Source organism: Hyphomonas sp. TMED31 (genome assembly GCF_002172815.1).
Taxonomy (GTDB): domain Bacteria; phylum Pseudomonadota; class Alphaproteobacteria; order Caulobacterales; family Hyphomonadaceae; genus Hyphomonas; species Hyphomonas atlantica.
The window spans coordinates 1-25,389 of record NZ_NHCK01000075.1 but is presented as its reverse complement, the minus strand read 5'-3'; the positions used below and the strand labels follow the sequence as shown (position 1 = coordinate 25,389).

The window sequence follows — 25,389 nt, the reverse complement described above, 5'->3', positions numbered from 1 at the left end:
CTACGGGTGCCTGCCTTTATTGAAGGCGGACACATACAGCGAGGAATCGGGGGATGCAAGCCTGTTTGCCATCCAACTGTCATTCCTGTGCAGTGCCCCATCTGAGGCCTCATGCGGCCAATAGACATTGCGCGACAAATGACGACAAAATCTCGCCACCTGCTTCACACGATACAGTCAGCGATTGGCCTCATGCACGCCTCTGGCGATGGCACGCGACAGTGTTGACGCCGCCAATTCGCCAATTCGTGCGACAAGAATCGCGCGCTCTTCACCCGATTCCACCTTTGCAGATGACATGACAAACAGGGCATCGCCATCGAATGGCGCAAACACAGGCCGAATGGCCCGTGAGAAGCCGGACAGGGCCATCTGCGCCACGCGCTTCGCTTCGCTGGCCGTCAGNGCCACATCTGTTGCAATACAGGCGATGGTCGTNTTCTGCCCAAGTGCAGGGTTGGCCTTCGCAGCGCCCCAATCCTCTGCATCGGCNGCATAGTCTTCAGGTGGTCGCTTGCCGCCGAACTCCCCATCNATCTCGTAGGGCCAGGCCCAATAGGCGTCCGTGCCGGGCATGAAGACNGACCCAAAACANTTCACGCCTGCCAGCGCNCCGACNGTNATGCCNTCATGNGTCACNATGCTGGCNGAGCCNGTGCCNCCTGCAAANGCGCCTGCCTTGGCNCCAAAGCCAGCNCCTGCCTGACCAAGCTCAACGCCCAGCCCACGCNCTCTATAGGCTTCCAGTCCCAGCGCGGCGTAGGGGGAAACATCTCCCCAGGATTTGTCGCCCCCATTCGCCAAGTCGTACAAGATAGCCGCGGGCACGATCGGCGTGCGCGGCACACCCGTTAGCGGTACGAGCGCAAAGCCCCGCCCTTCCTGCTTCAATCCCGACGCAACGCCATCCGCTGCNGCGAGCCCAAAGGCGCTGCCGCCAGACAGACAGATGGCGTCGATTCCATCCACCAGCATGCCCGCAGACAAGAGGTCCGTCTCGCGCGTGCCGGGCCCTCCACCGGACACGGCAACGGCCGCGATGGCTGGCGCGTCCGGCACGATGACACTGACTCCGGTGCGCACTTTCGCGTCTTCGGTCTGACCGACCTTGAAGCCGGGCACGTCAGTGATGGTGTTTCTTGCGCCTGGTTTTGCCATAAGCTGTCGCCCTGCCTTTCCCTTGTGAGCCATGTTTCATAAGGTCAGCCGCAACACTCGCCAAGCCAAAGGGGCACCTTATGAGACGTTTGCCGATCCTTCTCACCTGCATGGCGCTCGCCAGCTGCGCACCCGGGGACGACCGCCCATTCAACGCGACTGAAGAAGCCCGTCGCGCCGCAGATGCAGCTCAGCAAACGGCAACGTCGGAAACGGACGCGATTGCTACCGAAGCAGAGGTCGACGCCTGGACGAAGGGCGCGATGGTCGCCGCAGCAGATCCCCGCGCCGTGGAGGCTGGCCTTGAAATGCTGCGTCAGGGCGGCAGCGCGATCGACGCCGCAATTGCGGTGCATGCCGTTCTAGGCCTGGTGGAGCCTCAAAGCTCAGGCATCGGCGGCGGCGCCTTCATGGTCTATTATGATCGCGACGCCGATGAGATCACCGTGTTCGATGGACGCGAAGTTGCGCCTGCCTCCACGACACCGAACCATTTCATGAAGGATGGCAAGCCGCTNGGNTTCCTCGAAGCGTGGCAATCCGGGAAAGCTGTCGGCGTTCCCGGCCAGATCGCCCTCTACAAAACCTCGCATGAGGCTGCAGGCAAGCTTGATTGGGCAACTCTGTTCCAGCCCGCCATCAAACTGGCGGAAGATGGGTTCGAGGTCTCGCCGCGCCTTGCCGGCCTTCTGGCGAATCCACGCCTGCGGGGTGCNGTGAGACTNGACGACCTGCCCGCATCGGCAGATTATTTCTATCCGAATGGCGAGCCCCTGCCGGTTGGCTTCATCCGCACCAATCCGGACTATGCCGCCACGCTGTCAGCAATTGCGGAATCCGGCCCATCCGCCTTNTACGAGGGCGAAATCGCGCAAGCGATTGTGGACGCTGTGAACAGTGACGCCAATCCTGGCGCCATGAGCCTTGAAGACCTTGCCGACTACAGCGTGAAGATCCGCCCAGCACTCTGCGGTGACCGCGCTGACGGCTATCGGATTTGCTCTGCACCGCCCCCCTCTTCCGGCGGCGTGACGCAAAACATGATCATGGGACTCTATGACCTTCTGGAGCCAACCGAAGAAGCCGATATGACGGANGAGAATTACCTCAAGGCCTTCATTGACGCCCAGCGCCTCGCCTATGCAGACCGCGACCACTATGTCGCCGATTCTGATTTTGTCACCGTTCCGGCAACGGACTTGATCAATCCAGCCTATCTGCGCGTGCGCGCCAAGGAAGCATTTGCACCCGACGCGACGACCCATCCGGGCGACCCTGGCCTCGCGCTCGGCCGGGATCCTGTCCGCCCGCTATGGGGTGAAGATGCAACAGAACATGGTCCGGGCACCACGCATATCTCGATTGTGGATGCGGACGGAAATGCGGTTTCCATGACGGCAACAGTCGAGGCTGCGTTTGGCTCCTCCATTATGGTGAAGGGCTTCATGCTGAACAATGAACTGACCGATTTCTCTCGGCAGCCCACCAAGGGCACCAAACCTGTCGCCAACGCCCCCGGCCCGAAAAAACGCCCGCGCAGTTCCATGTCACCAACGCTCGTCTTTGATCCGGCAGGAGACTTGTTCATGGTCACCGGGTCGCCCGGGGGGAACTCCATTGTGGCGTATGTATCGAAGACACTGGTTGGTGTGCTGGAGTGGGGAAAGTCAGCCCAGGAAGCGATTGACCTACCGAACATCATCGCGCGCGGTGACACGGTCGGTGTGGAAATTGACCGGCCCGGCGGTATGGAGGCCGCGGACGCGCTGCGGGAACTCGGCTACAAAGTTGAAGAGCGCGAAGGAGAAAACTCCGGCCTTCACGTGATCATCGTCCGCGAAGATGGCCTTGAGGGCGGGGCAGATCCGCGCCGCGAAGGTATTGCCAAAGCGCTGGAATAGCCCTGATGGCAAAGCTCTACTTTTCCTATGCCGCCATGAATGCGGGCAAGTCGACGATCCTGCTGCAAGCAGCCTACAATTATCGGGAGCGAGGAATGGAAGTCCTGCTCCTGACATCTGCGCTCTACAAGGATGATGAGGACGGGCACATCTCGTCTCGCATCGGCATCGGAGCTGACGCAGTCCTGTATGATAGGGACACTGACATTTTTGGCCTGATCGCGGATGAACTCGACACACACGCCCTCAGCGCCGTGTTTGTCGATGAAGCACAGTTCCTGTCCAAGGAGCAGGTCTGGCAATTGGCCAGGGCAGCGGATCATCTGAACCTGCCCGTCCTGGCCTATGGCCTGCGGACAGATTTTCAGGGGGAGTTGTTCGAAGGTTCTGCAGCGCTACTTGCCATCGCCGATTCCTTGCGGGAAATCCGGACAATCTGCGAGTGCGGACGCAAGGCGACAATGGTCATCCGGCTCGGCCCTGATGGGGAAGCCCTGACCGAGGGAGAACAAGTCAGCATTGCAAAAGCGACCTATCTCTCCTTGTGTCGGCGGCATTGGGAAGAGCGCATGGGCCGCTTCCCACCCAAATTGCCCTCAGGGGGATAGCTCCGCTGTAAGCGCATCAGCCAGCAGGCGTCCCTTCGGCGTCAGGGCGATGCGCGCGCCTTCTTCGCGCATCCATCCCTCTTCGACAAAGACATCAATCTTGTCCTGTGGCAGCGCGCGGCCCGAGACCGTCTCGATCCGGGTCCGGTCAATTCCCATCTCGGGACGCAATCCCATGGCGAGCAGTTCGCGAGCATTGTCCAGCGGATACAGTTTTGATGCGTCAGACCATCCGGAAGCAAGTGCCTGCACATTTGCGATATAGGCCTCCGGTCGGCGCTCAGCCTCGGATGCGTAGCGGTTCCCGCCAACACTGAGCCGCCCATGCGCCCCTGGCCCCACGCCAATCCAGTCGCCTCCATTCCAATATGTCATATTGTGCCGTGACCGGAACTCCTCCGCTCGTGCATGGTTTGAAACCTCATAGCCCGGCAGACCCGCAGAGGTCAGGATTTCCTGTGTAAGTTCATAAAGGTCCGCCTGATCATCATCTTCCATTGGCAACAGCTCGCCACGCGCCGCCGCTTTTCCAAAGGCCGTGCGCTCCTCAATGGTGAGTTCATACAAGGAAATATGCGGTGCACCGAAAGCGAGAACATCACTGAGTTCTGATTGCCACTCCTCCGCCAACTGTCCAGGTCGCGCATAAATCAAATCAACGGATGTATTTGGAAACACATCCAAAGCGCGGCTCATGGCAATGCGCGCCGCACTGCCATGATGGTCACGCCCCAGAAATGCAAGCGCATCATCGCGAAGTGACTGGACCCCAAGAGAGAGCCGGTTAACCCCGGCAGCCTTCACACCCTGCAAATCCATCCGCAGGATGTCGTTGGGATTTGCCTCCAGCGTGATCTCGGCATCCGCCTCCAGCCCGAAACTCTCTTCAGCCGCGCGCACCAATCCGGCGATTTCAGTCGGCTTCAGCAGGGAGGGCGTCCCTCCCCCGAAGTAGAGACTGCCCGCCCGTCCATGCTCAGGCAGTCTGGGCCGATGGATCTGNAGGTCTTTCTTGATCGCTTCCAACANNNAGGTCGGNTCNCGANCCTTGGCTGCNTACACATTAAAGTCGCAGTAGGGNCAGANTTTNGCACAGTACGGCCAATGAANGTAGATTCCAAATCCATATTCTGGACCGAAAGNGGGNGCCCCCTCGCTCATGCCAGCAAAGCCGCCTTCAGCTTGGCAACGGCATTTGCACGATGGCTCATGGCATGCTTCCGGTCCGGATCCATTTCACCGAACGTGATGGTTTCGCCCTTGGCNACAAAGACCGGNTCATATCCAAAGCCCTTGTCCCCGCGCGGCGGCCAGGTCAATTCACCATGCACTTCGCCCTCATAGACTTCCGCATGACCATCAGGCCATACAACGGCCAGCGCGCAGACAAACTTGGCTGACCGGTCCNNTGCGCCAATCTCATCCAGCTCCCGCTGCACTTTCTCCATCGCCTTTCCGAAGTCGCGCGGCTCACCTGCCCAGCGGGCAGAATAGATACCCGGCGCGCCGCCCAAAGCTGTCACGGCGAGCCCGGAATCATCGGAAAGCGCAGGTGCGCCGGTGGCTTCAGCAGCCGCACGCGCCTTCAGGATNGCATTTCCGGCAAAGGTGGCTTCGGTCTCTTCCGGCTCAGGAAGGTCCAGNTCGATGGCGGAGACGACATCAAATCCTAGCGGCTCGAACAAATCCTTAAGCTCGGAGACCTTACCCTTGTTATGGGTCGCTGCGACCAGTCGACCGGGCGAAAGCCTTCGAATCATTTTATTTTCACCCATTCTGTAATGGCCCTATTCTTGCTTTTGACATAAATGTATATATCGTTATTCGGTAAGCCCACCGCCTCGAGCAACTTCATCCTCGAGCATCATGTCAACAATCGCCGGAAGGTAAACAGAGACACATGAGCACAAATGCGGGAACCTCCATGGCAGCGGTCATGACCGTACTGGTGACGATTGTCATGTGGATGACTGCCTTGATCGGCGCAATCGTCATTCTGGCCGGCGGGGTAGAATTGATCTCAATACTGTCGGGCACCCCCATCAGTATCGGCGCCATCAAGATCGACGACCACGACATAACGCTGCAGGAATTGAGCGCTGGCCTGCTCGGCGCGCTCGTCGTTGTGGTTGCCGTGATTTTCGTATGTCTCGAATTGCGCAAAATTCTGGCAACCCTGACAGCAGGCGACCCGTTCGTTCCGGAAAATGCCGTCAGATTGACCCGGATCGCCATCGCCATCGCCGTGACGCAACTGCTGCGCTATGCCATCGCCATCGTGGTCGGCCTGGTCGTTGACGGCACGAGAATACAGCTTTCCTTCGACCTTATCGCATGGGCATCGGTTGCGGCGCTCTTCATTCTTTCCCAAGTCTTCCGGGAGGGCACCCGCCTTCGCGATGAAGAGAAGATGACCATATAGGAGCACAGGAAATGTCCATTCGCGTGACCCTCGACCGTGTGCTTCTGGATCGTCGCATGTCCCTGACCGAACTGTCAGAGCGTGTGGGCGTGACACTCGCCAATTTGTCCATTCTGAAAACCGGCAAGGCCAAGGCCGTGCGCTTTTCGACATTGGAAGCCCTCTGTCGTGAGCTGGAATGCCAGCCGGGAGATTTGCTCGTTTTNGATGACGAGGATTCAGCCGACCATGAACAGGTGGCGGCCGAGTAGATGAGCTATCGCGACAAATTCCCATTCGAGCCAGGCGACGTCGTGTCNGTGCGGTTTGGTGTGGTCTTGTCGCATTATGGCGTTGTCACGTCGCGCGGAACCATCATCAGCAATTCGCGTCTTCATGATGGCGTGATTGAGCAAACCCCTGAGGAATTTGCGACAGGGCGCGACATACGGCGACACCGCCGCTACAGCTCGCTCGACGCGCATCTCGTCGAAAACCGCGCCCGCNGGCAGNTGGGNCGNGACTATGATCTCTTCGGCTCCAATTGCGGTCATCTTGTCCGCCACGCCCACCGCCGCAAGCCGACNCCGATGCAGATCGGCGCCGCAACAGTTCGCGCGCTCGGCGACATGTTGTCGGCTCGGCGCAAGTTTTACTGATCCAGTTCGGGAACGCATGCCTCCGGGCGGCGTAGCATGTCTCATGAAGCGGAAACTTTCTCTCGCCCTGCTCGCGCTCGCCCTGCCAATCGCCGCCTGTGGAGGCGACAAGGAAGTTGGCGAGTTCAAGAATGACTGGCTCGGCAATGAGATCAAGATCAAGCAATTGACTGACCCGAAAATCGAAGGCGTGGTCTGCCATCTATCCTTCTTTGATCGCGGCGTGTGGGACCGNCTGGGAAAGGGAAACTGGTTTGAAAACCCGTCCAANTCCTCCATTTCCTGCCTGCANTCAGGACCAATTCGCATCGGACGGATCGATCTCGACAAATCGGGCGAGGAAGTCTTCGATCAGAACCAGAGCCTGATCTTCAAACAACTCGCTGTGCGCCGCATCTATGATGCCGACTCCGACAGNCTGATGTATGTCTCCTATAGCCGCAAGATCGTGGACGGATCCGCCAAGATGAGCCTGTCGACCGTACCGCTGTTCGGACGGGACGTGACCTGGCAGAACGGCAAGCCNGCATCGGCAAACTGACCGACCAAGGNCTTCTACCTATGGACACGCCTCAGNAGGCTGCCCATTTGGTCTGCCATGACCGTACGAATTCGATCCGCTGAAGACCGCCGCCGCGAAATCCAGGAAAATGCGGCCCGCTTGGGCATCGACGAAGCCTTCATTTCTGACCTGGTCGAGAATTTCTACACGCGGGTACGTGCCCACCCCCTGCTCGGCCCGGTCTTCGAAACGGAGATCGGTGACCATTGGACGCCCCACTTGGCGACAATGAAGGATTTCTGGTCGTCCGTCGCCATGAATACAGGACGCTACTCCGGAAAGCCGTTCCCGGCGCATATGAAATTGACGGGCNTTACGCCCGCCCATTTCAACATCTGGCTTGCCCTGTTTCGACTAACGCTCGAAGAGCTCAGCGACTCTGCAGAGACGGTCGAGTACTTCATGGAACGCGCCAACCGAATTGCCCGCAGCTTTCAGCTTGGGATGTTCGAGCTTGGCCTTTAGCCGAGCGCCGCGCGCTGCGCTTCAAACAATTCCATACATCCCTTTTCAGCAAGGCGGAGCATTTCGTCGAGCTCAGCGCGGGTCATTGGGCGTTCTTCACCCGTGCCCTGCACTTCAATGAAGCCGCCATCCGAACTCATCACGACATTCATGTCTGCTTCGCCGCGCGAATCTTCCGGGTAATCAACATCCAGCACCGGGTGGTCCTGATACACGCCGACTGAAATCGCGGCAGCCTGCTTGGTAATCGGGTCGGCTGAGATCACGCCTTCCGCCTTCAGGTAACGGCATGCCATTGCAAGCGCGACGAAGCCGCCAGTGATCGACGCCGTGCGAGTGCCGCCATCGGCCTGAAGCACGTCACAATCAATCGTGATCTGGTTCTCNCCCANNGCGGACAGNTCGCAAACTGACCGCAGCGAACGGCCGATCAGGCGCTGGATCTCTTGCGTNCGACCAGACTGTTTTCCCGAAGCAGCCTCCCGGCGACCACGCGTATGGGTGGCGCGCGGCAGCATGCCATACTCGCCGGTGACCCAGCCCTTGCCCTGCCCTTTGAGCCAAGGCGGCACGCTCTTTTCCCAACTGGCAGTACACAATACATGGGTGTTGCCGAACTTCGCCAGACAGGAGCCCTCCGCATAACGGGTGACATTGGTCTCCAGCGAAACGTCACGAAGCTGGTCGAAGGTGCGACCGGAAGGCCGAATTAGCGTGCTCATGGCGAAATCCTCTTTTCTGCCGAGCCTGATTGCGGGTTTTGCCGCGCCTGTCTACACCGGGAACACGTTTAGAGACGATCAGGGGGACATATGCCGACAGATATCGAGATCGCCAGAAGCGCGAAGAAACGCCCGATGAGTGAGCTTGCCGACGCGCTTCAGATCGATGCTGCCGACATNATCCCCTANGGCCATGACAAGGCGAAGATCGCGCCCGGCCATCTATCTTCNCTGAAAGCCAAATCCGACGGCAAGCTGATCCTCNTTACNGCGATCAACCCGACNCCCGCTGGCGAAGGCAAGACAACCACCAGCGTNGGCCTGACCGATGCGATGAACCGGATTGGTGAACGCACTCTGCTCTGCTTGCGTGAACCGTCTCTTGGCCCCTGCTTCGGGATGAAGGGCGGTGCGACGGGCGGCGGACANGCNCAAGTCGTTCCGATGGAAGATATCAATTTGCATTTCACCGGTGATTTCCACGCCATCACNTCCGCTCACAATCTGCTCGCNGCAATGATCGACAATCATGTGCACTGGGGCGGAGACAGCGGTCTGGAACCGACGCGGATCACCTGGCGACGCGTCATGGACATGAATGATCGCAACCTGCGCAATGTCGTGACCGGCCTGGGCGGCAGCCCCAACGGCACACCCATGGAAACCGGCTTCGATATCACGGTCGCATCGGAGATCATGGCGATCCTCTGCCTGGCCAGGGATGCGCATGACCTTCAGGAACGATTGGAGCGCATGGTGATCGGGTATCGCCGTGGCCGCATTCCNGTAACNGCCAAGGACATGAAAGCNGTTGGCGCGATGATGGCGCTGTTGAAAGACGCAATGCTGCCAAACCTGGTCCAGACGCTGGAGGGCAATCCGGCGCTTGTGCATGGCGGACCGTTTGCCAANATTGCGCATGGTTGCAGCAGCGTGATCGCCACGAAAGCTGCGCTCAAGATGGCAGATTATGTGATCACCGAAGCAGGCTTTGGCGCAGATCTGGGCGCCGAGAAATTCTTCAANATCAAATGTCGCCAAGCCGGATTGATGCCAAGTGCGGCAGTCCTTGTTGCCACNGTGCGCGCGCTGAAAATGCATGGCGGCATTTCCAAGGAAGATGCCGGAACGGTGAGCTACGATGCGCTGGAGAGAGGCCTCGCAAATCTTGGCCGGCANATCGANAATNTGAAGCAGTTCAATGTNCCNGTCGTCGTAGCGATCAACCGGTTCACGTCGGATACATCTCGGGAAATCGCCGCCATCGAAGCCTATTGTGCAGAGCGAGGCGTCCAGGTGTCGATTTGTACACACTGGGCNGANGGCGGTCATGGCGCNGAAGACCTCGCCCGGAAAGTCACCCGGATCGCCAGCGACACGCCAATCGACTTTCAACCCCTCTACCCATCCGATATGCCCCTGTTCGAAAAGATCGAAACCGTGGCCAAGCGCATCTATCGCGCAAGCCATGTCGATGCGCCCGCCTCGGTCCACAAGCAACTGGAACGCTGGGAACAGGATGGGTACGGCAACTTTCCGGTTTGCATGGCGAAAACACCTTACAGCTTTTCAAGCGATGCGAAGCTTGTTGGCGCGCCTGAAGGCCATGCCCTGCANCTGCGGGAAGTGCGCCTCTCGGCTGGCGCAGGGTTTGTGGTCGGCATNTGCGGCGACCTCGTCACCATGCCCGGCCTGCCTCGTCGCCCCGCCGCNGAAGACATGCATCTGGACCATTTGGGCCTTATCCAGAACCTCTCCTGAAACAAGCTCGTCGCGGCGCGATGCCTATTGAACAGAGGNCNNGCCGCGCCTAATCAATAAAACATGATCCCGCCTCTCGACACGCAATCCCTGTTGCAGCGCCTCGACCAGCGCTCTCGCGACATTTTCCGGGAAATCGTCGAAGGCTATCTGACCACAGGCGAGCCAGTCGGCTCCCGCACATTGTCCAAGAGCGGGATAGCGCTGTCACCCGCATCGATCCGCAATGTGATGGCCGATCTGACCGAGCTTGGGCTGCTTGAGTCACCCCATATCTCGGCGGGGCGTGCGCCCACGCATACGGGCTTGCGCCTGTTCGTAGACGGCTTCCTTGAGATCGGGGAGCCGAGCCGCGGCGACCGAATGGAAATTGATGATCGGTTGAAATCGGCCGGTACCGATATCGAGGCGGTCATGNGCGAGGCCTCGAACATTCTTTCCGGCCTCACCGGCGGTGCAGGACTGGTGTCCTCCCCNACCCGGGACGCCNTTGTGCGACACGCTGAGTTCGTTCCCCTGGGCGGGCGCGAAGCCTTATGCGTCATCGTGACCGAAGATGGCGATGTCGAAAACCGGATCGTGGAAGTGCCGGAAGGCTTGCCATCAACCACATTAATGGAGGCCGGAAACTACCTCTCCACGCGCGTGCGGGGACGCACCTTGTCCGAAGTTGCGAACGATATTCGCGACGAATTGCGTACCCGCCGCGCCGCGCTGGATCAGGCGGCCTCGTCTCTCGTGGAACAAGGGCTTGCCCAATGGGGCGGGGATGCGCCAGGCCGGGGACGGTCGCTGATCGTTCGCGGACGCGCCAACCTGCTGGAGGATGCACAGGCCGCCGAGGACCTCGACCGGGTGCGACAGCTGTTCAATGAGCTTGAACGCCAGCAAAGCCTGCTTGATATCCTGGACACAACCCGGGAAGCGGACGGCGTGCGTCTGTTCATCGGCGCGGAGAACCAGCTTTTCCCGCTGTCGGGTTCAAGTGTGATTGTGGCTCCCTATATGGGAGGCGAAAAACAGGTTATCGGCGCGCTTGGCGTGATTGGCCCGACCCGGCTGAACTATGCCCGCGTCATACCCATGGTGGATTATACGGCGAAAGTGGTGGGGCAAATCCTCTCCGCCCGCCGCAAGAAGGATACGCAAGGATGAGCGACGAACCCAAGAACAGCGAAACCGCTGAGATCGATTCCAACGCATCCAAGGCAGAGCTGAAAGCCGCCGCGGACGATATCCTCAAGTCTGCGCCTGCTGAAGAAGCGGCGCCAGAAGAAGAGATGGATCCGGTCCAGAAACTGGAAATCGAGAAAGAGGAATTGCGCGAACAATTGCTGCGCACGCTGGCTGATCTCGAGAACACGCGCAAGCGCGCTGAGCGTCAGGTGGCAGACGCACGCATCTACGCAATCGAGAAATTTGCGGGCGACCTTCTGAGCGTGTCTGACAATCTTTCCCGCGCATTGACGGCCCTGTCTGAAGAAGACCGCGCAGCGCTGTCAGAGCCTGGCCGAAACCTGTTCGAAGGCATCGAGATGACGGAAAAGGAGCTGCACACAGCCCTCGCCCGGCATGGCGTTACGGTGATTGCTGCCCTCCCCGGCGACACATTCGATCCGAACCAGCACCAGGCGGTCGCGAATATTCCGTCCGACCAGCCGAACGGTACAATCGCCTCCTGCTTCCAGCCCGGCTGGAAAATCGGCGAGCGCACCCTGCGCGCCGCCATGGTGGCCGTCAGTGCCGGCGCAGCGAACTAGCGCCGCACCTTCCACATCGTGACCGTGTTCTGCCGCCAGTTCGGCACGATGACGGCGTCGCCGATCACGGTCAGATCGTTCTGCGAGACCGGCTNNTCAAACAGGGTGGTTACCGCGCCATCCTCGCCNACATAGTGGATCTGACCCGGCCAGGATGACACGAGATAGCCACCGCCGGGCACCAGCCCGATCCCGTCGGCATTCTCCATTCCGTNGGCAATCTCTGTCAGTTCGCCGTCTGCGGTCACGCTANACAGGCTGCCNGTCGTCATGGTNGAGANCAGCATCCGCTCACCATCGCCGAGCAGGCCGTTTACGCCTGCCAGCCGCTCGTCCTGCAGCCAAAGCTCAGCTGCGCCGTCCACNATCTTGTAAATTGCCGCATCGCCGGAGTCAGAGACATAGATCGACCCGCCCCATTCTGTCGCATCATTGAGGAATTGGGCGCCCTCGATTTGCACCTTGCCGAGCCGCTTGCCGGTGGCGACGTCAAACGACACGACTGAGTCTATATCGGTCGCATGCAGCACGCCGTCCAGAACGGCCATACCCTTGGGCGCGTCCAGCTTCGCCGCCCAATGTTGCTCAATGATGGAGCCGTCTGGACCAATATGGGCGATGTATCCATTACCGTCCTTGTCGCGCCCCTCCCCGACCACATTGGAGATGAAGTATCCGCCGTTCGGCGCTTCAACCGCGCCTTCGGGGCTTTCAAAGCCTTCAGACACCCAGACCTGTTCGATGCTGGCGACCGCTACAGGCTCAGCAACCGTTTCGGTCACGGTTGCCGCGCAAGCCGCAAGAACAATGGATGAGGATGAGATTACGAGCGAACGGAACATATTTGAAGCCTCCCCGGCATGTGTTTTCGCCACTATGCCAAGGGGGCTGCCGATGCGTCCAGCTTTTCCGAGCCTGTATCAAACCACTGGTTCGGCCTCAGGTGTCCGGCGGAGCGGCAAACGCTCCCAAAGACGCTCATGGAATGTGTAGGCGATTGTCTGCACGGCAGGCTCAATCAAGCCGATGGCAAGAGCGGCGTGCCAGTTGCGCGTCAGGGCGAATGCCACGGCAACAGCCACGGTGAGGTGCATCAGGCTATAAGTCAGCGTCTTGATCAGTTGGCGGGGCATGGAATTTCCTTTCACACCAATAGAGATAGTGCGAGTGAGAACCATTATCAAATAAATTGATGAACTCCCTGCCATAGAGGTTACCTATCGCAGTGAAGCGCCAAAAACCTGTACAGCTACGTATTGTTCCCCCCTTGAGACGCGCTAAACCCTTCCCATATCGCAAGTCGAACCGGCGCGCGGATTAAAACCGCTTCCGCCACCTCATTTGAACCCTTGGAGAGAGCCACTGGCTGTCCGGGGCTGCTGAGCAGACCGCAACAGAACACGGCCCGTGGCGGCTTGATAAAAAGAGAGATGCAACATGAGCAAAATCATTGGTATTGACCTTGGTACGACCAACTCCTGTGTCGCTGTCATGGAAGGCGGGCAGGCAAAGGTTATCGAAAACGCTGAAGGCCAGCGCACAACTCCATCCGTTGTCGCCTTTACAGAAGGTGGCGAACGTCTGATCGGCATGCCGGCCCGGCGCCAGGCCGTGACCAACCCGGATTTCACCTTTTACGCCATCAAGCGCTTGATCGGTCGTCAGTTCGACGATCCGACCGCGCAGAAGGACAAGGCGATTTCTCCTTTTGAGATCGTCAAAGGCCCATCTGGCGACGCATGGGTGAAAGGCCACGACAAAGACTACGCCCCGCAGGAAATCTCTGCCTTCATCCTGACTAAGATGAAAGAAACCGCAGAAGCCTATCTGGGCAGTGAAGTTACCCAAGCGGTCATTACCGTTCCGGCTTACTTCAACGACGCCCAGCGCCAGGCTACGAAAGACGCAGGCAAGATTGCCGGCCTCGAAGTGCTGCGCATCATCAACGAGCCGACCGCGGCCGCACTCGCCTATGGTCTCGACAAGGGCGACCAGTCCAAGACCATCGCGGTTTATGACCTTGGCGGTGGTACGTTCGACGTGTCCCTGCTGGAAATTGGTGACGGCGTGTTCGAAGTTCTGTCGACGAATGGCGACACGTTCCTCGGCGGTGAAGATTTCGACCTGCGCATCGTCGACTTCCTCGCGGAAGAATTCAAAAAGGATCAGGGCATTGACCTGAAGGCCGACAAGCTGGCCCTCCAGCGCCTGAAGGAAGAAGCCGAGAAGGCGAAGAAGGAACTGTCTTCTGCCAGCCAGTATGAAGTGAACCTTCCCTTCATCACAGCAGACGCAACAGGCCCGAAACACCTGAATATCAAGCTGACCCGCGCCAAGTTCGAGAGCCTTGTCGAAGACCTCGTCAAGCGGACCATCGAACCGTGCAAGAAAGCGCTTGCTGATGCGGGCAAATCCGCCTCCGACATTGACGAAGTCGTCCTCGTTGGCGGCATGACCCGTATGCCGGCAGTGCAGGAAGCCGTGAAGAAATTCTTCGGTCGCGATCCGCACAAGGGTGTGAACCCGGACGAAGTGGTTGCCATCGGCGCGGCCATTCAGGGCGGCGTTCTGCAAGGCGACGTGAAAGACGTTGTCCTGCTCGACGTTACCCCGCTGTCGCTCGGTATTGAAACGCTGGGCGGCGTGTTCACGCGCTTGATCGACCGCAACACCACGATCCCAACCAAGAAGTCCCAGGTCTTCTCGACGGCTGACGACAACCAGCCTGCCGTGACGATCAAGGTCTTCCAGGGCGAGCGCGAAATGGCCGCCGACAACAAGATGCTCGGCCAGTTCAACCTCGAAGGCATTCCGCCGGCCCCGCGCGGCGTGCCTCAGATCGAAGTGACCTTCGACATCGACGCCAACGGCATCGTGTCCGTGTCCGCCAAGGACAAGGCGACCGGCAAGGAACAGGTCATCACCATCCAGGCAGATGGCGGCCTGTCGGAAGACGACATCAAGAACATGATGGCCGACGCCGAAGCCAATGCTGGCGCAGACAAGGCTCGCCGCGAGCTGGTCGAAGCCAAGAACCAGGCTGAAGCCCTCGTGCACCAGACCGAAAAGCAGGTCGAGGAGCATGGCGACAAGGTGTCTGACGAGGTGAAAGCCGAGATCAAGACAGCGTCCGATGAGCTGAAAGAGGCCCGTGAAGGCGACAACATCGCCGATATTCAGGCCAAGCATCAGGCCCTGATGACCGCCGCCATGAAACTTGGCGAGGCCATCTATGCCAGCCAGCAGGAAGAAACTGCCAGCGCTGATGCCGCTGCAGATGCTGCGGCAGACGGCGATGATGTCGTGGACGCAGACTTCGAGGAAGTCGACGGCGACCAGAAGTCCGCCTAGTCAACGCCTTCCTTCACAAGAAAAGCCCGCCAGAGAGATCTGGCGGGCTTTTTCGTGGATGGTCTTGCAGAACGAGGCGAACGGAGAACTAGCGTGGCGGGCGGACGAACTGCGCGCCGACCAGAATACCGCTCTGCCATCGCTTCGCACACGGTACGATCAGCTCCACAGAACCGTCAGATTTCAATATCTGTAGCTCGAAGGCATCAGGCACGGCCCAGATCTCGCTGAGCTTCAGCTTGGCGCCCGTGGCAGACAAGTCCCGGATTCCGACATCGAATGAGCTATGACGCTGATTCAATACAATACGACCGCGACGCAACAAACGCATCCGTTTGCCGCCGCGGCCGTCATTTTCCTGAACCTTGCGCTCTTCCGTCATACCGGAATTATGCGCGAGCGGGAGTTTGGTTCAGACGTTAACTGTAATTGCGGTTACAGCTCTGCATCGCCTAGACGACAACCACCACCTTGCCCTGCGCTTTCCGGTCCATCAGTTCCTGAATCGCATCTGCGGATTTTTCCAGCGGATACGTATTGGAAATGTGCGGGCGAATCTTGCCTTCACTGTATAGCTTGAACAGCTCCGCCACATTCTGCGCATGCGCTTTCGGGTCACGCGCAACCGCTGCGCCCCAGAAGACACCGCGCACATCGCAGCTTTTCAGCAAGGTCAGGTTGAGTGGCAATTTCGGAATGCCTGCGGGGAAGCCGATCACGAGGAACCGCCCTTCCCAGTTCATGGCGCGGAGCGATGGTTCCGCGTAGTTTCCGCCAACACCGTCATAGATGATGTCGACACCGCCACCGGAAACTTCCTTGATATCGTTGGAGAAAGCCTTTTGACCATCGCGGTCGAGATCGCGCGCATAGACAAGGCCCTTGTCGGCGCCCTTGGAGAGGCAGAAGTCCACTTTCTCCTGTGTTGAACAGGCGGCGATGACTTCGAGGCCCATTGCCTTGCCCAGCTCAACCGCCGCAATACCCACACCGCCAGCCGCGCCGAGCACGAGAAGCTTCTCGCCAGGCTTCGGATCTCCGCGATCCTTGAGCGCATAATAGCTGGTGCCGTAGGTCATCAGGAAGGCGGCAGCCTCCTCGAACGGCATCCCGTCCGGAATGGGCATGACAGCGTGTTGAGCGGCCACGGCATATTCTGCCATTCCGCCATTGCCAATTGACGCAAGCACGCGGTCACCTTCTTTGACGTGGCTGACGCCTTCGCCAACTTCCTTCACGAATCCGGCAATTTCACCGCCGGGAGAGAATGGGCGGGGTGGTTTGAACTGGTACATGTCCTGGATAATGAGCGAATCCGGGAAATTCACCCCGCACGCCTTCACCTCGATCAGAACCTGGCCCTTGCCGCATTCCGGCATCGGGGCGTCTTCGATCACCAGAGTATCCGGTCCGCCTACTTCCTTGGAGAGCACTGCTTTCATGCCTGCAACTTCCTTCCCGTCTTGTTGTTTCTGCTGCCAGACGGTAGCGGTGTGCCGAATAAAAGTCCAAGCCTGACGTAGCGGAGAGGTAGCGATCCAATGGCAAAGAAATGGGCACTCGCCCTGCACGGTGGGGCCGGTCCGATACCAGGCAATGACTATTCCCTGCAGGAAGCCCATCTGGCGACCCTGTTGAAGAATGGTGCGACNCGTCTGCAGGATGGGGAAGCAGCTTTGGACGTGGTCGAAGTGATGGTCCAGGGACTGGAGGAATCCGGCCTCTACCTCGCAGGCAAGGGCGCTGCGCCAAATCTGGACGGAGCCTATGAACTGGACGCCGCCATCATGGATGGTCGCAATCGCACAGCCGGAGCCGTCGGCGCACTGCAGGGTTATCTCAACCCTGTTTCCTGTGCACGTGCGGTCATGGAGCGTACCCCGAACGTGCTNTTGATCGCAGATGGGGCGCGCAAGCTGCTTGCAGATTCCGGATTGGAAGTGATCGAAGACCCGGGCTCCTACTACGATCCGGTCGATGAACTCACGACCCAAGACATGATCAACTCCACCGGCACCGTCGGAGCCGTTGCGCTGGACATTTATGGGGACCTTTCGGCNGCCACGTCTACGGCAGGCATTCGNGGCAAAACNCCNGGACGGCTNGGCGATACGCCCCTGATCGGATCAGGCACCTGGGCAGACGAGCGCTGCGCTGTGTCCTGCACGGGTCTTGGGGAATANTTCATCCGCGCCGCCGCCGCCGCTGACGTATCCGCACGCATNCGCTATGGCGGCGCCAAGCTGGAGGANGCNGTTCAGGGNGCACTGGACGATGTACGCATGCTTGGCGGTCAGGGCGGCATGATCGCTATTTCCGCATCGGGCGAGATTTCCATGCTCTGGAACTCCTCAGGCCTGAAACGNGGCATGGTGGACTCCAATGGCCGCTTCGAAGTGGGAACGTTTGGCTGATGACGATCATCCTGTTCATCCTGCTCGGTTTCACNGTCTTTGCGCTTNTGCTGGCCCTGCAGATGCGATGGATGATATCTGTCGCCTTGCGTCGCGCCTTGTCTGAAAAGTTCGGCGGCCTGCCGTCAGATGTCGCCTACCGGCAAGGCGTTGTCGATGCGGGTCGCCGGGTGTCGCACAACGACGTTTCCGAACACCTCAATACAACCTACCCCAACCAGCTTGGCCATTTGCGCCTGGCACGACGTGTGTCGATCTATACGCTTCCCTTGATCATNGCCTTGCTGGTTGTCCTGAGATTCGGCCTGGAGGCCTTCTGACATGCGCGGCTATTTCGCCATCGGATCCGAACGGATTTCAAANCCCATGAACCTTGGCGCCCTGATGCGCACGGCAAATGCGTTCGGGGCAAGCTTTGTCTTCTCGATCAATGCCGAGCACAGGCTTCGTGCAGCCTATCAGGCGGATACATCGAAGACGGCTGGGCAAGTGCCCTATTANCAATGGGACAATGTTGANGAGATGCAACTACCGCGCGGCTGTCAGATGGTCGGCATTGAATTGACCGATGACGCCGTGATGCTTCCCACCTTCCGACATCCTCCGCAGGCGGCCTACATTCTCGGGCCGGAAAAGGGGGACTTGTCGCCGGAAATTCTCGCCAGATGCGATCATGTCGTGAAGATCCCGACCAAGTTCTGTATCAATGTNAGCNTGGCGGGTGCGCTCGTCATGTATGACCGGCACCTGTCGATGGGTGGCTACGCCCCGCGNCCNATCATGCCGGGTGGTACGGCTGGGGANGGACTCGCAAACACCCATGTTCCGGGCAAAGACAGAAAATAGTCAGCGGCCGAGTACNCGCTGGATCATGCCCATGACGCCGGTAAACTTCANACCNGCATCACGGACCGCCAGTGCGAAGCATACTTCACCGGCATCACCGACAGGCTGGTGGGTGTCATCCGGCCCTTTGACGGCCAGATCTCCAGGCCCGTAGCTGCCCGTTTCATCGGTAAACCCACCGGCGACAACCAGCGTGAACTCCGTGCCACCATGCGAGTGACGCGGCACTCTGGCATTCGGCTGGATGCGATACAGCTCGACTTCGAGTTCACTTTTCACGTCCAGCTTCATACGGCGGATGCCGGGCGCAGTGCCCTGCCAACCTNCAAGGTCAAATGCCTCAAAGGCTGCATCCCGCAGCGGCTCGGGCAACTCTGCCAGTTCGGCATCGGATGGCGCGGATCGTGCCGGGAGGTCTTCTTCTCGTTCCAGCGCATCAATCAGATCCAGCGCGCGGGCCCCTGCCCCCGCAGACATGGCCACCGGAGTGGCAGTTTCGAACATGATGCCGGAAATGGTCTCGCTCACCGCCAGCGCGCCCCGCACATCACTGCGCAGCATGCTCTGCGTTTCAAGCAACAGCGAAAATCCCGGATCCAGCTGGCCCGCGGCATAGGCGGAATACAGTTCGCTGAAAGATGGAGGTGACGTTTCCTGCATCATGACAAATTCCATTGCTTCGGGTCAGGCATCAGTGCCTCCCGGCTCCAACTGACCGCGCAATCGGCCAAACGCCAACCTGATGCGGGATTTGACCGTACCGAGCGGCAATCCGAATCTTGTGGCAATTTCAGAATGTGACAAGCCCTCATAGAATGCTGCTTGCAGCAATTCGAGTTGCTCGTGCGGAAGCTTTGCCAGCTCCGCCCGCACGCTTTCCTCGATCTGGGCGCGATCCAGCGCCTCGTCCGGCTGCTCGATATCCGGTGGGCGCAGCATGGGTTCATCGGCGTCGAGTTCCGGGCGCGACGCCTTGCGAAATCTATCAATCCGACGGTTGCGCGCGATACGAAAGATCCAGGTCGAAACCGANGCCTGCTTCCGGTCATACATGTCAGCNTTGCGCCAGACTGTGACCAACACATCCTGGGCCAGATCCTCGGCCTCATTGTCGCTTGCGCCCAGTCGCAGCATGTAGCTCTTCACGCGTGGGGCATAGAAATCGAACACTTCCGAGAAAGACTCCCGGCACTTCTTCGCCGCGATCAGCGCCATGCAATCTGCATGGTGTGCCCTGACACTGGGGGAAATTGATGTTGTTACAGTGTCGTTCACACGCGAACTCTCATACTGGGACGAACCACCACTATCCTTGTGTCAGACCACAAAGGCAACCATTGGGCCGAACACGCCAGCGTGAAGCACACCGNAAACCATTTGCCGTAGTTTAGCCTTAACCCTGTTGTCTCTATGGTGCCGGCACCGCTTCGAGCCAAGGGACATGTATAGAAAATGCACACACTGAGACTCAGCCGCAAATCACTCATTTCGCTTGCCGTGGCCGCCGCTCTCGCGGCCCCCTTGGCATCGGCGAGCCCGACAGCGATCGGGCGCTACAAGGACTGGTCAGTCTTTACTGATACGGCCAATGGCGAAACCATCTGCTACGCTGCAACACAAGCAACCGACAAGGCGCCTCGCGCGGCCGATCATGGCGATGTCTGGTTTTATGTGACGAACTGGAAATCTGGCCGGGCACGCAACCAGCCGAGCATGAAGGTCGGCTATGAATTGCGTGAAGACCTCGCCCCCAAGGCAAGCGTCGGCCGTTCCTCCTGGGCGTTGTTTGGCGTGGGACGCGAAGCCTTCGCAGACGATTCCGACGATTCCCGCATCGTGTCCGCCCTGCGCAAGGGTAGCGAATTGCGCGTCGAAGCTGTTTCCAAGCGCAACACGCAAGTCGCNTATCATTTCTCGCTGAGCGGCTCGGCCGCAGCGATCGACAAGGCGTCTGCGATCTGTCGCTAATGCCTCAAAGCCGANTGCAAAAAGGCCAGCTGCGCTCATGTGCAGCTGGCCTTTTCCTTTAGCCATTCAAACCGGCTTAGTCGCGATTAGTAGCTTTCCTGCGTGATCGGCGTCAGGATGATCTCGACGCGGCGGTTGGCTGCGCGGCCTTCGGCTGTCGCATTGTCGGCAATCGGCTGGGTTTCACCCATGCCCACNGCCGCCANGCGTACNGGCGTCACGCCCTGATTTACCAGATAGGACCGNACAGACTCTGCGCGGCGCTGNGACAGNTCCATATTGTAGTCGTCCGGGCCGTCAGAGCTGGCATGACCAATAATGTCGACAGCTGTCGACGGATAGTCGACCAGTGTTGCGCCCACATCATTCAGCGCACCATAGAAGTTNGGCTGGATCGTGGCGCTGTTCACAGAGAATGTGATGTTCGACGGCATGGTCAGCGCGATCTGGTCACCCTGGCGCTCAACACCGATGCCGGTACCGGCGGTCTGCTCGCGCAGCTGGCGCTCTTGCTTGTCCATATAGTCGCCGACAGCAGCGCCTGCGATTGCGCCAACTGCAGCGCCAATTGCAGCATTGCGACCATCGTCGCCGCCTGCCAGCGTACCGGCGCCTGCGCCAAGAATGGCTCCCACGCCTGCACCCGTCAGGACTCGTTGGCTTGGGCCAGTTTCACAGGCCGGAAGGGCGATCAGGGGAAGCGCAAGCAGCGCATAGGAAAGACGTTTCATTTCATCAGCTCCTTTGGAAAGGACAGCCCGGAATTGGGCACGCTTATCAACGCGTGGCGCAGTGTGTCGGTTCCTTCAATGGCAAAACAAGGGCAGGAATATTAACTCATGGTAAGACTCCGCCTGCAGGGAGTAATTCCTTGAAAGCCTTCAACATGTTATAGGCGCGGGACCATGAAGATTGAACTCGACCTTTCGCGCCGCGCTGACGCCGCGCCCGCTGCCCCTCGCTCTCTTGCGGGTATGTCCCTGCCTGCCCTGAAGGCAGAAATGGAAGCGCTTGGCCTGGACCCGAAAAAAGCGGGCATGCGCGCGAAACAGCTGCGCCGCTGGTTGCACCATTTCGGCTCTCAGGATTTTTCCGCGATGACGGACATCGCGAAAGATTTGCGCGCTCGGCTGGACGAAACATTCGATCTGACGCGGCCTGAAATCACGGATCATCAGATTTCCCGCGATGGGACGCAGAAATGGCTGACACGTTTCGGACCGGGCATCGAAGGCGAAAGCGTCTACATTCCTGACGTTGGCAAAGCGGGAGCCCTGTGTGTGTCCAGCCAGGTTGGCTGCACACTGAACTGCACATTCTGCCACACAGGCACACAGAAACTGGTCCGCAACCTGACGGCTCAGGAAATTGTGGCGCAGGTCCTGATCGCGCGCGATGGGCTCGGCGAGTGGCCNACCTCCACAGAGAACCGGAAGCTGACGAACATCGTCTTCATGGGCATGGGCGAGCCGCTCNACAATCTGGACAATGTCGCAGAAGCCATCGACACGATTTCGGATGGCGACGGCATTGCGATTGGTCGCCGCCGGATTACGGTCTCGACCGCGGGTGTCGCGCCGAAGATTCCAGAGCTCGGCCACCGCACCAGCGCCGCGCTCGCCATCTCGCTCCACGCGACACATGACGATCTGCGCAACGAAATTGTGCCAATCAACCGCAAATACGATCTGCAGACGCTGTTTGAAGCCATCCGAGCTTATCCGGATCTGGGCAATTCCAAACGTGTGACCTTTGAATATGTCATGCTGAAGGGCGTCAATGACAGTTTGGCGGAAGCGCGTGATCTCGTCCGCCTGCTGAGAGGCGTGCCATCCAAGATCAACCTCATCCCGTTCAACCCCTGGCCCGGCAGCCCCTACGAGTGCTCGGACTGGGAAACGATCGAAGAGTTCGCGGAAGTCCTCAACCGGGCTGGCTATGCCTCTCCGATCCGCACGCCACGCGGCCGGGACATCCTCGCCGCCTGCGGACAATTGCGCTCTGAAAGCGTCAAGAAATCCGCCGCCGAGAAACGCCGCGAAGCATTGGCTGCTGCTGCAGAATAAGAAAGAGGGCGCGTACGCCCTCCCCTCCCGTTTCAGATTTTCAAGCACTTAGCTTGCGGTCAGCTTTCCAATCCGCTGCTGGGCGTCCGCCAGGATATCGGCGATGGCCTTGCGGTTTGCAGCATTGTCAGGGTCAGACCTGACTGTATCGCGTACGGTGTGTCGTAGCCTGTGCATTGCACCGCGTACATCTTCCGGATCTTCCGGCCGCTCACTTTCCTGCAGTGCCGCGAGGCGTTCGGCGATCGCCTGCAAAGTCTCGGTGTTTGCCTCGTGTTCGGTTTGGCCAGCTTTGGTCAATTGGAACATCCGGCGCTGACCATCCAGTTCTACCTTGACCAAACCGAGGTCCAGCAGCGCTTCAAGTGCAGGATAGATGACGCCGGGGCTGGGCACATATGCGCCACCCGTCCGGCTTTCGATCTCGCGGATCAGGTCATATCCATGACGCGGCTCGCTGGTGAGCAGATCCAGGATCAACACGCGCAGGTCACCATGATTTAGGGGGCGGCGTCGCCGACCTCGTGGGCCATGTCCCTGTTTTCGTCCGTGTCGCATTCTCATCCGTCCCCCAAATCCATCACCTCTGTCTCCGGCGCCTTTGTGGCGGCGGGCGTTCTGTTGGTTTTCTCGATATCTCATTTGTTGTCCTTTCGATATATCTGAATTGTATATTGTATCGATATATCGAAATTCAAGTTTCGTTATATCGATAATATCAGATTCCATCTCAACCTTGCTGAGATGTACGTGGCGCAACCTCTTTCCACCGGCTAATCTGGCGAAATGAGATTCCTGATTTTCACCTTGCTCTGCGCCTGTCTGATACACGCCTGCGCCCGCGCTCAGCCCCAAACTGAGTGCGAACAACGTATCCACCTGGATCAGCCCTACACGGTCTGCACATTCGCCGCGGAAACGCCGGTACGTCTCTGGCTGTCCGGTCCGGATGGCGCGCCATTCGGACAGTTTGACCGGCTTTCAGCGCACCTGGCCACACAGGATCAAACGCTTGTCTTCGCCATGAATGCGGGCATGTATCATCAGGATCGCCGGCCCGTTGGCCTCTACATCGAAGACGGGGTTCAGACTGCCCCGATTGTCACGCGTGAAGTGCCTGGCAATTTCGGAATGCTGCCCAATGGCGTGTTCTGGATTGATAGCGCCGGCGCCGCGCATGTCACCGAAAGTCGCGCCTTCGATGCGCTTTCGCCAGACGCAATCCACGCCACCCAGTCCGGACCGATGTTGGTGATCGATGGCGACCTGCACCCGAACTTCAATCAGGACGGCCCAAGCAAGAAACGCCGGAATGGGGTCGGCGTCGGCAAGGACGGCACCTTGTATTTCGCAATCAGCGATGTGCCCGTGAATTTCCACAGCTTTGCAACACTGTTCCGCGACGAGTTGGGAGCGCCAAACGCGCTGTTCCTCGACGGATTCATCTCAAAACTCTATGCGCCTGGTATTGGTCGAAACGAGACAGGGCTCGACATGGGCCCCATCATCGGCGTCGCGCGCCCGACCAAAAACGACTGACCCGAAACCGCCTGCATGCTAGTATGGATTTCTGTCGACGGGAGGAATGACCCATGCTGACCGACACGATCCTGCTTCTCTTCGGCCTCTACTTTATGGCGGCGGGCGCTGGTCTGCTGACCGATCCCTTGCGCGTCGCCAAGATGATCGACGACCTCGAGGCCAGCCCGGCGATCGGCTTCCTTTGCGGCGCTGTGATGCTGTTTTCCGCGGGCGGAACCTTGTCGCTCCAGAACAGTTTCACCAACATCTCTGACGGGTTGGCGACGCTGCTGCTGGCTGGCGCACTGATCGAAGGCCTGTTGTTGGTCGCCTGGCCAAAGCCGATATGGGCGATTGCCCACTGGATGATGCCGGATGACGACCATCTGCGCGGCTTCGGGGTTGTTGCGCTCGCCATTGGGGCCGTGGTGTTTGCGCTCGGCGCGCTTTAGGCTCGTCACACAGAAGAATCGAAAGGAAAAGACATGTCGGCTGGCCCGGTGACCCTCTACGGATTGAAGAATTGCGATACCTGCAAGAAGGCCCTGAAAGCCTTGGACGCTGCCGACAGGGACACCGCCTTCGTGGACATACGCGAAGAGGCCGACCTTGATCGGCTTGTGCCCGCCTGGCTCAAGGCCGTTGGCGCGGAGAAGCTGGTCAATCGCCGCTCGACCACATGGCGCACCTTGTCGGACGAGGAGAAATCCGGCGCGCTGGGCGATGGCGCAGCAGCCTTGCTCAAGGCCAATCCAACCCTGATCAAGCGACCCGTCATTGATACCGGCGCAGATATTCTTGTTGGGTGGGACAGTGGCGCGCAGCAGGCCCTGACGCAATGACCCTGGAGGAATACAATTCCTTCTGTGACGGGCTTGGCCAGACCGAACATGTGGTACAATGGGGCGGGTCCCATGTGTGGAAGATTGGCAACAAGGTCTTCGCCATTGGAACACCCGATGGGGAACAGCTGGCGGCATGCACATTCAAGGTGCGCCCGATCAGCTTTCACATCCTGAAGGAACAACCCGGGTGCCAAGGTGCGCCCTATCTCGCCTCACGCGGCATGAAATGGATTCAGCGCTTCTCCGAAGAAACCCTGTCGGATGAGGACCTCAAGGAATATCTCACCGAATCCTTCCGGCTGATCGGCAGCGCGCTCAGCAAGAAAAAGCAGCGTGAACTTGGCCTGATCGACTAAACCAACCCGCGTGTCGCATTGACGC

At 59.1% G+C, this 25,389-nt stretch carries 29 protein-coding genes; 18 read left to right on the top strand and 11 right to left on the bottom strand.

Features of this window, described 5'->3' with window-relative positions:
- Positions 1 to 177 precede the first annotated feature (177 nt).
- Positions 178 to 1,158 (bottom strand): P1 family peptidase, encoded by a 981-nt coding sequence (locus CBB91_RS11405; RefSeq protein WP_273014154.1) that lies wholly within the window; start codon positions 1,156 to 1,158, stop codon positions 178 to 180.
- Positions 1,159 to 1,238: 80 nt separating this feature from the next.
- Here CBB91_RS11405 and ggt point away from each other — a divergent pair, with 80 nt between their 5' ends.
- Both ggt and CBB91_RS11395 read left to right on the top strand, forming a co-directional pair.
- Positions 1,239 to 3,059 carry a gamma-glutamyltransferase gene (gene ggt / locus CBB91_RS11400; RefSeq protein ID WP_273014153.1) on the top strand — a complete coding sequence of 607 codons (1,821 nt, stop codon included), beginning with the start codon at positions 1,239 to 1,241 and terminating at the stop codon, positions 3,057 to 3,059.
- A gap of 5 nt (positions 3,060 to 3,064) precedes the next feature.
- The gene (locus CBB91_RS11395) at positions 3,065 to 3,667 is read left to right on the top strand and encodes a thymidine kinase (RefSeq protein ID WP_273014152.1); all 603 of its coding nucleotides are present in this window, start codon (positions 3,065 to 3,067) and stop codon (positions 3,665 to 3,667) included.
- On the opposite strand, the gene hemW is transcribed toward CBB91_RS11395, so the two are convergent.
- Together hemW and rdgB are read right to left on the bottom strand one after the other, a co-directional pair.
- Positions 3,656 to 4,828, bottom strand: a complete 1,173-nt coding sequence (gene hemW, locus CBB91_RS11390) for a radical SAM family heme chaperone HemW (RefSeq protein ID WP_273014151.1) — start codon at positions 4,826 to 4,828, stop codon at positions 3,656 to 3,658. The two genes, CBB91_RS11395 and hemW, sit on opposite strands and share 12 nt — an antisense overlap.
- On the bottom strand, positions 4,825 to 5,427 hold the full coding sequence (gene rdgB / locus CBB91_RS11385) for an RdgB/HAM1 family non-canonical purine NTP pyrophosphatase (protein ID WP_273014150.1): 603 nt from the start codon (positions 5,425 to 5,427) through the stop codon (positions 4,825 to 4,827). The genes hemW and rdgB overlap by 4 nt, the downstream gene beginning before the upstream one ends.
- Positions 5,428 to 5,603: 176 nt before the next feature.
- On the opposite strand from rdgB, the gene CBB91_RS11380 reads away from it, so the two are divergent.
- The 4 genes from CBB91_RS11380 to CBB91_RS11365 all read left to right on the top strand — a co-directional run bounded on the left by CBB91_RS11380 (position 5,604) and on the right by CBB91_RS11365 (position 7,754).
- Entirely contained in the window at positions 5,604 to 6,089 is a 486-nt protein-coding gene (locus tag CBB91_RS11380; protein WP_035554544.1) for a DUF2975 domain-containing protein, read from the top strand.
- 11 nt (positions 6,090 to 6,100) lie between these two features.
- Entirely contained in the window at positions 6,101 to 6,340 is a 240-nt protein-coding gene (locus CBB91_RS11375) for a helix-turn-helix transcriptional regulator (RefSeq protein ID WP_272983023.1), read from the top strand.
- A 430-nt stretch (positions 6,341 to 6,770) separates the two neighbouring features.
- Complete coding sequence (locus CBB91_RS11370; RefSeq protein WP_273014148.1) at positions 6,771 to 7,268, top strand: CreA family protein; 498 nt, start codon at positions 6,771 to 6,773, stop codon at positions 7,266 to 7,268.
- Positions 7,269 to 7,325: 57 nt separating this feature from the next.
- The gene (locus CBB91_RS11365) at positions 7,326 to 7,754 is read left to right on the top strand and encodes a group III truncated hemoglobin (RefSeq protein WP_273014147.1); all 429 of its coding nucleotides are present in this window, start codon (positions 7,326 to 7,328) and stop codon (positions 7,752 to 7,754) included.
- On the opposite strand, the gene rph is transcribed toward CBB91_RS11365, so the two are convergent.
- Positions 7,751 to 8,476: a ribonuclease PH gene (gene rph / locus CBB91_RS11360; protein WP_273014146.1), complete on the bottom strand. Its 726-nt coding sequence runs from the start codon at positions 8,474 to 8,476 to the stop codon at positions 7,751 to 7,753. The genes CBB91_RS11365 and rph overlap by 4 nt on opposite strands.
- Before the next feature lie 90 nt (positions 8,477 to 8,566).
- Between rph and CBB91_RS11355 the strand changes: the two genes are divergently transcribed.
- From CBB91_RS11355 to CBB91_RS11345, 3 genes are all read left to right on the top strand, one after another.
- Entirely contained in the window at positions 8,567 to 10,237 is a 1,671-nt protein-coding gene (locus CBB91_RS11355; protein ID WP_273014145.1) for a formate--tetrahydrofolate ligase, read from the top strand.
- A gap of 63 nt (positions 10,238 to 10,300) precedes the next feature.
- Positions 10,301 to 11,392, top strand: coding sequence for a heat-inducible transcriptional repressor HrcA (gene hrcA, locus CBB91_RS11350; protein ID WP_273014144.1), 1,092 nt, complete (start codon positions 10,301 to 10,303; stop codon positions 11,390 to 11,392).
- A complete protein-coding gene (locus tag CBB91_RS11345) occupies positions 11,389 to 11,997 on the top strand; it encodes a nucleotide exchange factor GrpE (protein WP_035554204.1) in 609 nt (202 codons plus the stop codon). The genes hrcA and CBB91_RS11345 overlap by 4 nt, the downstream gene beginning before the upstream one ends.
- A gap of 920 nt (positions 11,998 to 12,917) precedes the next feature.
- Here CBB91_RS11345 and CBB91_RS11340 read toward each other — a convergent pair.
- Positions 12,918 to 13,130, bottom strand: a complete 213-nt coding sequence (locus CBB91_RS11340) for a DUF2061 domain-containing protein (protein WP_273014143.1) — start codon at positions 13,128 to 13,130, stop codon at positions 12,918 to 12,920.
- Positions 13,131 to 13,434: 304 nt separating this feature from the next.
- Between CBB91_RS11340 and dnaK the strand changes: the two genes are divergently transcribed.
- Positions 13,435 to 15,348 (top strand): molecular chaperone DnaK, encoded by a 1,914-nt coding sequence (dnaK, locus tag CBB91_RS11335; RefSeq protein ID WP_035554202.1) that lies wholly within the window; start codon positions 13,435 to 13,437, stop codon positions 15,346 to 15,348.
- A gap of 88 nt (positions 15,349 to 15,436) precedes the next feature.
- Here the strand turns inward: dnaK and CBB91_RS11330 are convergent, their stop codons facing one another.
- Both CBB91_RS11330 and CBB91_RS11325 read right to left on the bottom strand, forming a co-directional pair.
- Complete coding sequence (locus CBB91_RS11330) at positions 15,437 to 15,730, bottom strand: PilZ domain-containing protein (RefSeq protein WP_051602821.1); 294 nt, start codon at positions 15,728 to 15,730, stop codon at positions 15,437 to 15,439.
- Positions 15,731 to 15,800: 70 nt separating this feature from the next.
- Positions 15,801 to 16,790 carry an NADPH:quinone oxidoreductase family protein gene (locus CBB91_RS11325; RefSeq protein WP_273014142.1) on the bottom strand — a complete coding sequence of 330 codons (990 nt, stop codon included), beginning with the start codon at positions 16,788 to 16,790 and terminating at the stop codon, positions 15,801 to 15,803.
- Between the two features lie 99 nt (positions 16,791 to 16,889).
- Here CBB91_RS11325 and CBB91_RS11320 point away from each other — a divergent pair, with 99 nt between their 5' ends.
- Entirely contained in the window at positions 16,890 to 17,762 is an 873-nt protein-coding gene (locus CBB91_RS11320; RefSeq protein ID WP_273014141.1) for an isoaspartyl peptidase/L-asparaginase, read from the top strand.
- A gap of 321 nt (positions 17,763 to 18,083) precedes the next feature.
- Positions 18,084 to 18,608 (top strand): RNA methyltransferase, encoded by a 525-nt coding sequence (locus tag CBB91_RS11315; RefSeq protein WP_273014140.1) that lies wholly within the window; start codon positions 18,084 to 18,086, stop codon positions 18,606 to 18,608.
- On the opposite strand, the gene CBB91_RS11310 is transcribed toward CBB91_RS11315, so the two are convergent.
- Both CBB91_RS11310 and CBB91_RS11305 read right to left on the bottom strand, forming a co-directional pair.
- Positions 18,609 to 19,283 carry a cupin domain-containing protein gene (locus CBB91_RS11310; protein WP_273014139.1) on the bottom strand — a complete coding sequence of 225 codons (675 nt, stop codon included), beginning with the start codon at positions 19,281 to 19,283 and terminating at the stop codon, positions 18,609 to 18,611.
- Positions 19,284 to 19,292: 9 nt separating this feature from the next.
- Positions 19,293 to 19,823 (bottom strand): sigma-70 family RNA polymerase sigma factor, encoded by a 531-nt coding sequence (locus CBB91_RS11305; protein ID WP_273014138.1) that lies wholly within the window; start codon positions 19,821 to 19,823, stop codon positions 19,293 to 19,295.
- Positions 19,824 to 20,060: 237 nt separating this feature from the next.
- Between CBB91_RS11305 and CBB91_RS11300 the strand changes: the two genes are divergently transcribed.
- Positions 20,061 to 20,576 (top strand): invasion associated locus B family protein, encoded by a 516-nt coding sequence (locus tag CBB91_RS11300; protein WP_035554190.1) that lies wholly within the window; start codon positions 20,061 to 20,063, stop codon positions 20,574 to 20,576.
- Between the two features lie 86 nt (positions 20,577 to 20,662).
- On the opposite strand, the gene CBB91_RS11295 is transcribed toward CBB91_RS11300, so the two are convergent.
- The gene (locus CBB91_RS11295; RefSeq protein WP_273014137.1) at positions 20,663 to 21,307 is read right to left on the bottom strand and encodes an OmpA family protein; all 645 of its coding nucleotides are present in this window, start codon (positions 21,305 to 21,307) and stop codon (positions 20,663 to 20,665) included.
- 174 nt (positions 21,308 to 21,481) lie between these two features.
- On the opposite strand from CBB91_RS11295, the gene rlmN reads away from it, so the two are divergent.
- Complete coding sequence (gene rlmN, locus CBB91_RS11290; RefSeq protein WP_273014136.1) at positions 21,482 to 22,642, top strand: 23S rRNA (adenine(2503)-C(2))-methyltransferase RlmN; 1,161 nt, start codon at positions 21,482 to 21,484, stop codon at positions 22,640 to 22,642.
- A 48-nt stretch (positions 22,643 to 22,690) separates the two neighbouring features.
- Here rlmN and CBB91_RS11285 read toward each other — a convergent pair whose 3' ends face one another.
- Positions 22,691 to 23,125 carry a PadR family transcriptional regulator gene (locus CBB91_RS11285; RefSeq protein ID WP_273014135.1) on the bottom strand — a complete coding sequence of 145 codons (435 nt, stop codon included), beginning with the start codon at positions 23,123 to 23,125 and terminating at the stop codon, positions 22,691 to 22,693.
- A gap of 303 nt (positions 23,126 to 23,428) precedes the next feature.
- Here CBB91_RS11285 and CBB91_RS11280 point away from each other — a divergent pair, with 303 nt between their 5' ends.
- From CBB91_RS11280 to CBB91_RS11265, 4 genes are read left to right on the top strand one after another with little or no spacing between them, the layout of a single operon-like run.
- Positions 23,429 to 24,181: a phosphodiester glycosidase family protein gene (locus CBB91_RS11280; protein ID WP_273014134.1), complete on the top strand. Its 753-nt coding sequence runs from the start codon at positions 23,429 to 23,431 to the stop codon at positions 24,179 to 24,181.
- 53 nt (positions 24,182 to 24,234) lie between these two features.
- Positions 24,235 to 24,615, top strand: a complete 381-nt coding sequence (locus CBB91_RS11275; protein WP_273014133.1) for a hypothetical protein — start codon at positions 24,235 to 24,237, stop codon at positions 24,613 to 24,615.
- Positions 24,616 to 24,648: 33 nt separating this feature from the next.
- The gene (locus CBB91_RS11270) at positions 24,649 to 25,005 is read left to right on the top strand and encodes an ArsC/Spx/MgsR family protein (protein ID WP_035554179.1); all 357 of its coding nucleotides are present in this window, start codon (positions 24,649 to 24,651) and stop codon (positions 25,003 to 25,005) included.
- Positions 25,002 to 25,364 carry an MmcQ/YjbR family DNA-binding protein gene (locus CBB91_RS11265; RefSeq protein ID WP_035554176.1) on the top strand — a complete coding sequence of 121 codons (363 nt, stop codon included), beginning with the start codon at positions 25,002 to 25,004 and terminating at the stop codon, positions 25,362 to 25,364. Before CBB91_RS11270 ends, CBB91_RS11265 begins: the two co-directional genes overlap by 4 nt.
- The last annotated feature ends 25 nt before the right edge of the window (positions 25,365 to 25,389 follow it).

Excerpts from the sequence above, each read along its gene's own strand:
- CBB91_RS11395 (WP_273014152.1), top strand. The coding sequence starts at position 3,065 with ATGGCAAAGCTCTACTTTTCCTATGCCGCCATGAATGCGGGCAAGTCG.
- CBB91_RS11380 (WP_035554544.1), top strand. The coding sequence starts at position 5,604 with ATGACCGTACTGGTGACGATTGTCATGTGGATGACTGCCTTGATCGGC.
- CBB91_RS11345 (WP_035554204.1), top strand. The coding sequence starts at position 11,389 with ATGAGCGACGAACCCAAGAACAGCGAAACCGCTGAGATCGATTCCAAC.
- CBB91_RS11340 (WP_273014143.1), bottom strand. The coding sequence starts at position 13,130 with ATGCCCCGCCAACTGATCAAGACGCTGACTTATAGCCTGATGCACCTC.
- dnaK (WP_035554202.1), top strand. The coding sequence starts at position 13,435 with ATGAGCAAAATCATTGGTATTGACCTTGGTACGACCAACTCCTGTGTC.
- CBB91_RS11330 (WP_051602821.1), bottom strand. The coding sequence starts at position 15,730 with ATGACGGAAGAGCGCAAGGTTCAGGAAAATGACGGCCGCGGCGGCAAA.
- CBB91_RS11325 (WP_273014142.1), bottom strand. The coding sequence starts at position 16,790 with ATGAAAGCAGTGCTCTCCAAGGAAGTAGGCGGACCGGATACTCTGGTG.
- CBB91_RS11280 (WP_273014134.1), top strand. The coding sequence starts at position 23,429 with ATGAGATTCCTGATTTTCACCTTGCTCTGCGCCTGTCTGATACACGCC.
- CBB91_RS11275 (WP_273014133.1), top strand. The coding sequence starts at position 24,235 with ATGCTGACCGACACGATCCTGCTTCTCTTCGGCCTCTACTTTATGGCG.
- CBB91_RS11270 (WP_035554179.1), top strand. The coding sequence starts at position 24,649 with ATGTCGGCTGGCCCGGTGACCCTCTACGGATTGAAGAATTGCGATACC.
- CBB91_RS11265 (WP_035554176.1), top strand. The coding sequence starts at position 25,002 with ATGACCCTGGAGGAATACAATTCCTTCTGTGACGGGCTTGGCCAGACC.